At 67.6% G+C, this 6,000-nt stretch carries 7 protein-coding genes; 2 read left to right on the forward strand and 5 right to left on the reverse strand.

Translation table 11 applies throughout. The features are described 5' to 3' along the window. Window positions 1-432 precede the first annotated feature (432 nt). Both merB and merA read right to left on the reverse strand, forming a co-directional pair. Window positions 433-930 (reverse strand): organomercurial lyase, encoded by a 498-nt coding sequence (gene merB / locus AS96_RS04505; protein WP_025104814.1) that lies wholly within the window; start codon window positions 928-930, stop codon window positions 433-435. After that, window positions 840-2,264, reverse strand: coding sequence for a mercury(II) reductase (gene merA, locus AS96_RS04510; protein ID WP_036286088.1), 1,425 nt, complete (start codon window positions 2,262-2,264; stop codon window positions 840-842). The genes merB and merA overlap by 91 nt, the downstream gene beginning before the upstream one ends. 114 nt (window positions 2,265-2,378) lie before the next feature. Here merA and AS96_RS04515 point away from each other — a divergent pair, with 114 nt between their 5' ends. Then, window positions 2,379-2,768, forward strand: a complete 390-nt coding sequence (locus AS96_RS04515) for a heavy metal-responsive transcriptional regulator (protein ID WP_017828519.1) — start codon at window positions 2,379-2,381, stop codon at window positions 2,766-2,768. A gap of 74 nt (window positions 2,769-2,842) precedes the next feature. On the opposite strand, the gene AS96_RS04520 is transcribed toward AS96_RS04515, so the two are convergent. The 3 genes from AS96_RS04520 to AS96_RS15425 form a co-directional block, all read right to left on the reverse strand. Beyond that, on the reverse strand, window positions 2,843-4,072 hold the full coding sequence (locus AS96_RS04520; protein WP_223849007.1) for a hypothetical protein: 1,230 nt from the start codon (window positions 4,070-4,072) through the stop codon (window positions 2,843-2,845). A 732-nt stretch (window positions 4,073-4,804) separates the two neighbouring features. Further along, window positions 4,805-5,140 carry a helix-turn-helix domain-containing protein gene (locus AS96_RS04525; RefSeq protein ID WP_036286096.1) on the reverse strand — a complete coding sequence of 112 codons (336 nt, stop codon included), beginning with the start codon at window positions 5,138-5,140 and terminating at the stop codon, window positions 4,805-4,807. After that, window positions 5,130-5,417 carry a tyrosine-type recombinase/integrase gene (locus tag AS96_RS15425; RefSeq protein ID WP_051498748.1) on the reverse strand — a complete coding sequence of 96 codons (288 nt, stop codon included), beginning with the start codon at window positions 5,415-5,417 and terminating at the stop codon, window positions 5,130-5,132. Before AS96_RS15425 ends, AS96_RS04525 begins: the two co-directional genes overlap by 11 nt. A gap of 65 nt (window positions 5,418-5,482) precedes the next feature. Here AS96_RS15425 and AS96_RS15430 point away from each other — a divergent pair, with 65 nt between their 5' ends. Then, the gene (locus tag AS96_RS15430) at window positions 5,483-5,887 is read left to right on the forward strand and encodes a response regulator transcription factor (protein WP_051498749.1); all 405 of its coding nucleotides are present in this window, start codon (window positions 5,483-5,485) and stop codon (window positions 5,885-5,887) included. Window positions 5,888-6,000: the final 113 nt, after the last annotated feature.

Genomic DNA, 6,000 nt, shown 5'->3' on the forward strand with positions numbered 1-6,000 from the left:
GAGTTCGCGCGCGTTGATCGGCGACTTGCCTGCTGGCTAGGGGCCTATCGGGCGGGCCGTATGCCGGGGTCTAATGGCCATGATCATTTGGTTCCGGTTTCCCTTCGCCTCGGGTCTGTCTTCGTTATGGTCGGGCGAAGGGGCGGGCAGCAGTCGGGGTCGTTTTCGCGGCGGTGTCGCCTGGCACGCGCTGTCATCACGATGCTTGCAACCACCGCGAGGATCAGGAGTGCGGCACCGCCCGTGATCACCCACGGGTTGCGGAGGAGGGTGCCGATCCCTGTGATCGTGCCTCCGACGACGAGAAGTGGAAGGAGGGCGCAGCAGCCGACCACGAGCAGTGCGGCGACGGCCCCAAGGAGCAGGCCACGGCCGCCTCGCTGGTCGTCCTGGTTGGGAGGCATTGGTGTTCTGTCCTCTCGTGGTGCCGTCTCAGCAGCAGGTCTCGGGACCGCAGCAGCTTCCAGACAGTTCGTCGGCACCGGTCCGGGGGCGCTCGAGCATCTCGGTGATCAGGGTGCTGCCAACCTCGAAGGCATCGGCGACCGTGAGGATTTGGGCCATCGGGTGTTCCGTGAGCCATCCGGCGGCGTCCTCGCGGGAAGCGAAGTAGTGGACCTGGTTGCAGAACGAGGAGCGAATCGAGTGCATGGCCTCGGGGCTGACCAAGGACACCACCGCGGTCGCCGGTTCCACGCTAGTGACACCGGCGGTCGAGTCGACGGTGACGCGGATCGTGTCGCCGCTGGCCGGGGAGATCGATTCGACCCGGGCGGGCCGATCGAGGAGCGGGCGAGGCTCCAGTTTCTGATGGGGTGGATCCGCTGTCTGGCGCGCGGTCAGGCGCAGCAGGACAGCATCGACACATCGGTGGTGAAGGCCTTGGCTACGATCCGGATGCCTTCGGCCGTGGTCAGGTACGGGGCCCACGCGTCGGCGACCTCGGTGATGGTCTTGCCGAGGATGTGGACACCTGCGGCGGCGAGTTCGCCGGCGTCCTTGGCGACCGCGGTCAGGCCGAGGATCTCGCCGGTGTCCGCGTTGGCGACCATCTTGATGAACCCGCGGGTGTCCCGGTTCACCAGCGCGCGGGGCACGTACTCCAGTGGCAGGACACGGCAGTCGCAGCGGATCCCGGCCGCGATGACCTCCTTCTCGGTCATCCCGACCGCGCCGACGGCAGGGCTCGTGAATGTGACCCGCGGCATCCGCGTGTAGTCGACCGACGTGCTGGCGTCAGTGAAGGCGTTCTCGGCGACCAACGTGCCGTGCCGGGCTGCGACGTAGACGAACTCGGGGTGCCCGGTGACATCCCCAGCCGCCCAGACGCGAGGGTTGGAGGACTGCAACTGGTCGGTGACCACGACCTCTCCGGCCGCGCCGGTCTTCACTTGCACGGTCTCGAGGTTGAGCCCGTCGGTGACCGGGGCGCGGCCGAGCGCGACGAGGATCTCGTCGGCACGGAACTCCTGCACGCCGCCCGAGACCTCGGCCGCGGCGACGATCTGGCCGGTGCCCGGGTCGCGGGTGACGCGGGTGGGGATGGCGCGGCGGACCACTCGGATGCCCTCGTCGGCGAAGATTTCCTGCAACGCCTTGGAGACTTCCGGCTCCTCCTTCGACGCCAGCCGGGACCTCACCAGCAGAGTCACCTTCGAGCCGAGCCGGGCGAACAACTGTGCCATCTCCAGCGCCACATAGCCCCCGCCGAGCACCAGCAGCGAGTCAGGCACCTCGGACAGCTCCATCGCCGACGTCGAGGTGAGAAAGTCGACGCCGTCCAGCCCCTCGATGGCAGGAGCCCACGGGCGGGAGCCTGTGGCGATGAGGTAGTGGGCGGCCTCGATGGTTTCGACGGTGCCGTCCGCGGCGGTGACCTCGAGGACCGACGCATCCGGCGTGCCGGCGAACGCCGCCTCGCCCTGGCGGACCGGCCAGCCGTAGGCTTCTGCCACGTCGATGTACTTCTCACTCCGCATCGCCTCGACCAGGTCCTGCTTGCCACCCACCAGCCCGTGCATGTCTACCGGGCCAGCGGTGGCGGCGATCCCCGGGAACCGGGAGCCTGCATCCGCGGCCACGTGGCGGGCCTCGGCGGCCGCGAGCAGCGCCTTGGACGGAACGCACCCCGTGTTCACGCACGTGCCGCCCAACGTGCCGCGCTCGATCATCACCACCGACTTTCCCAGTGTGGTGGCGCGGATCGCCGCGGCGAATGCCGCGCCACCCGACCCAATCACGGCCAGATCAAACCTCGATGGCATCCTTATTCCTCCCTGGACATCTTGGAACATCCCGCTGATACACTCATCATGAACCTTCCACCACAGGGGAAGGTCAAGCACGAAATTTGCGACCAGCGAAAAGGGGGGCGGGGAATGCGGATCGGAGAGCTCGCCGACGCGGCCGGCACCACGGCGAAGACGTTGCGGTTCTACGAGGACCAGGGGCTCCTGCCGCCGGCCGGGCGCACGCCCAGCGGCTACCGCAACTACACCGCCGAGACCATCGCCCGAATCGACTTCATCCACCGCGGCCAAGCCGCTGGACTCACCCTCGCCCAGATCCAGCAGATCCTCCACATCCGCGACCACGGCCAAGCGCCCTGCAGCCACGTCCGCGACCTCCTCGACGCACGCCTCACCGATATCGACCAGCAGCTCAGGCAGCTCCACGACCTGCGCGACACCCTCGCCGGGCTCCGCGACCAGGCCGAGCACGTCGAGCCCGACACGTGCAGCTCGGATCAGGTCTGCCGCTATCTGTAGCCAAGCCCGGGGGTCTGTCCGATAATTCAGGCAGTCCCACTGGAGGCGCAAGCGTAGCGGGAGGCCATTGGTGCTCAGGTCGAGGTTGAGCGCAGCGCGGGATAGTCGGACCATTCGCCCCCGGAGAGGCGTGCCCAGGCGGCAGCTGATGACGCCGTGATGCCGAGCAGGTCGGACACGATTCGAGGATGCAGTTGTCGGGTGAGGTCCATCAGCGCGGTGACACGAGCGCTGCCGGCGAGGAGTCCTTCTTGACGGAGTCGACGGCTGAGCGGCCCGGGGGTGATCGGTCGGCCCGGGTTCCTGCCCGGGAAGAGCCAAGTGTCGGAGCGGTTGCCGTCGAGCAGCTGGACCATTGCTTCGGCGAGGACTTCGGGCAGCTCGATCGGTTCAGTTCCGACCGTCAGCGTCATGGGGCGCGCGGTCGTATCGACTTGTGCGCGGGTGATCGCTGCGATGCGGGTCAGGTGGAGCCCGTAGAACAGGACGAGCAATCCGCTGACTCGCGTCACGGGATCCATGTCGTCTCGCGTGATGAACGCGCGTGCCATCGTCCACCGATGGTCGGCGGCGTAGTCGCGCCCTTCGAGGCGATGGCTGCGGAACTCGACCCGGAGGCGGCTCAGGCGGTGCCGTCGCAGCCACCGGGTGAACGGCGCGAGGGCATCCCGTTGTGAGGGCGAACCGGTGAGGAAGCCGTCGAGAGATCGCTGCGGGTATGTCGTCAGCGTTTCGCCGCTCGCGCGGATCTGCTGCAGGAGGGCCGCGCACCGCTTCAGCGCCGCACGCACCTTCTGATAGGTGGAGCCGGATCGGACGGCCGTAGCTGGTCTGCCCCTGAGTGATCTGCCCGACGGCAGCAGCTCCCAGGTGCAGTACCGCCGTAGGAGGAGCCGGTCCTCGGGATGGGGGACGGTCGGAAGCCACCGTTGGAACCAGTGCTCGAACCTCGCCGCTTGGATGTCGAAATCGGGCAGCACGCCTGAGCGGATGAGGAGCGAGAGCAGGAATGCCACGGACTGGCCGGCGTGCGCTCTGGTCATGATCGCGTCCGCGGTGAGGGGCAGCGTGCCATCGGCGAGCTCACGGAGGACGACCGCACAGCGGCTCTTGTACAGCCACCGCTCGAGGGAGATCGCACTGCCGTGGTGCGTCACCAGATACTCCGCGAGCGGGTGCAGCTCGGGGCGGATCTCTCCGCTGTCGTCAGCAAGCAGTTGCTGGATGGCGATAGGTCGCCGGCACTCTACGCATAGCCGGTGCTTGCGCACCTCTTCGATCGTCCCGCATCCCGGGCATGCCATCGTCACGGGAGCTCCTGCGCACTCGGCGCAGACCTTGTGCCCATTCATGAAGCCAGTGAGGAACACCTTCCGCCCGCACTCCGGGCACGGCTGGGGGCGTCGCATCGCGTAGTAGCAGCGGGCGCAGACCCGTCGGCCGTCCAGGTGCGTCGCTACGCGGCCCGGCTCCCCGCAGAGCTCGCACATCTTGACCGGCGCGGTGTAGCACGCGAGACAGACGAGCGCGGGGCGACGGACGATAATCGTGGCGTTCTGCCCGCATCGCGAGCAGTCGCCGAACGACCGCGGATCGGCTCGCCAGCAGTCCCGGCAGAACCGTTGCCCATCGACGGTGCGCTGCACGGGCTGAACTCGTCCGCATCTGGCACACGCGACCGATCGGGCATTCCGTTCACAGCGCGAGCAGTGGTGACCGCCGGTCTGCGTCTTGTGAGGCATCCGAACGGCACGTCCACAGGAATCGCATGTAGGCAAGACGACCCGCCCGGCACCCTCGTTCACGAGAGCGTGGGCCAGATCCTGCACCGTCACCGGTACGTTCCGGTGTCGCCCTTCGAGGACTCCAGGTTGTTTGAGGAGTGCGAGTTCGAGACGCCGTTGGGTGAGCGGCACGGGTGCGACTTCAGCCACGATCTCAACAAGGCGCTCCACCGGGATCTCCGGCGCGATCGCGTGGACGAGCCCGGCGACCTCAGCAACCCTGGGCTCCTGCGGAGGCTTCGCCACCGCGGCCTACTTCGAGCGCGGGCGACGGATCGTGGCCCGCACGGGCCGCAGATCGCCGATCGCACCCCGCGTCGCCTCTTCACCCACCGCGACCGGGGCCGCAGCCTCCCGGCGGGTGACCTGCACGAGGTCGTCGAGCGAGCACTCCAACGCGTCGCACAGCGCGGCGAGCACGTCGATGCGAACCCGCTGCGGTGCTTGCGTCACCAGTCGGTACACCTGTTCCCGGGACAGGTCGACGCCCCGCTCCTCGAGCAACGGCTTCAGCTTGGAGGTCTGGAAGATCACGCGCGAGGCCATCACGCTGCGGAGGCTCCATGCGGTCTCGAGCTCAACGGTCATCTGCTTCTCCTTCGATGAGGGCCTTCAATGCGTCCGCGAGTACCCGGTTCTTGAAGTCCGAGCTGACGGAGGCGTAGATCGAGGTCGTCGAAGCATGCATGTGCCCGACCTGCTCCTGGACGAATCGGTCGGCGTAGCCGAACTCGAGCAGGTGCGTCACGTACGAATGCCGGAGGCTGTGCAGAGTCAGGGCCTTTGACAAGCCGGCCTCGTCCCGCAGCTCCGCGAACCGCCGGTCGAGATAGCCGGCCGACAGTCGGGTGCGGCGTTCCGTCACCCACAGCGCGTCAAGACGGTATCCACGTCACCTGCGCAATTGTCGACGGCGGGCTGCGGAGCCGCGTGATCGTACTCACGACGTTCGACTTGGACGAGTACGCCTTCGGGGCACTCCGCGCGGGGGCGAGTGCGTTCCTCGTCAAAACTGCGACACACCAAGAACTCGTGGACGCCGTACGCGTCGTCGCTCGAGGCGATGCCATCGTGACGCCCCGCATCACACGGCAGCTCATCGACGCCTACACCGGCCGCGACCAGCCCGTCCCGGGCGGACAGGGCCTCTCGGTTCTGTCCCCCCGAGAACGCGACGTTTTCAACGCGATCGCGCTCGGCCTCTCCAACGGCGAGATCAGCCAGGCACTGCATCTCTCACCCGCAACGGTGAAGACGCATATCAACCGAATCTTCGCCAAGCTCGGCGTCCGCGACCGCGTGCAGGCTGTGATTCTTGCCCACCAGCTCGGGTAGACCATCGGTGGTCAAGCGAACTGATGCGCGAACGCGACGGGGCTGAGCCCTAGGCCGTGTTGATCAAGAGGCTGACGCCGAGCGCGGCCATGAGTCCCATCCGTCGGGAAGGG

Origin of the sequence: Microbacterium sp. MRS-1 (genome assembly GCF_000585455.1) — a bacterium.
Lineage (GTDB): Bacteria > Actinomycetota > Actinomycetes > Actinomycetales > Microbacteriaceae > Microbacterium > Microbacterium laevaniformans.